Origin of the sequence: Corynebacterium sp. UMB6689 (assembly GCF_030215295.1) — a bacterium.
Classification (GTDB): Bacteria; Actinomycetota; Actinomycetes; order Mycobacteriales; family Mycobacteriaceae; genus Corynebacterium; species Corynebacterium aurimucosum.
Genome location: NZ_JASOLS010000100.1, coordinates 1 through 327 on the forward strand (window position 1 = coordinate 1; position 327 = coordinate 327).

The following is a 327-nucleotide window of genomic DNA, read 5'->3' on the forward strand; positions in this document are numbered from 1 at the left end:
GAGCTATTAGCTTTGGTAGTCTGATAGGAGGTGTCTATGGCAGTTTCTAAAGACTACTTAGATAAGGTGAAGCTCTATTGTAAAATCGATTACGATTTTGAAGATTCACTTCTAGAATCAATGATTGAATCGGTTATAGAAGAGATTTGCTTTGCTATAGAAGAAGATAGTACCTCTGAAAGTTTTAAAGGGAACGCAAAATTTGATTTGGCTGTTATGAAACAAGTCAAAGAAGAATATGAACATCGCGGACTGTCAGCAGATACTGAACGGTATCCGCTGGCTAACGGTGTTTTAAACATCATCCATCAATTGCGATTACGAGGT

At 37.3% G+C, this 327-nt stretch carries 1 protein-coding gene; it reads left to right on the forward strand.

Going from position 1 to position 327, the window contains the following annotated elements; all coding sequences use genetic code 11:
- Positions 1-36: 36 nt before the first annotated feature.
- Positions 37-327: head-tail connector protein (locus tag QP363_RS12830; RefSeq protein WP_284764767.1), on the forward strand; the 291-nt coding region annotated here is incomplete at its 3' end.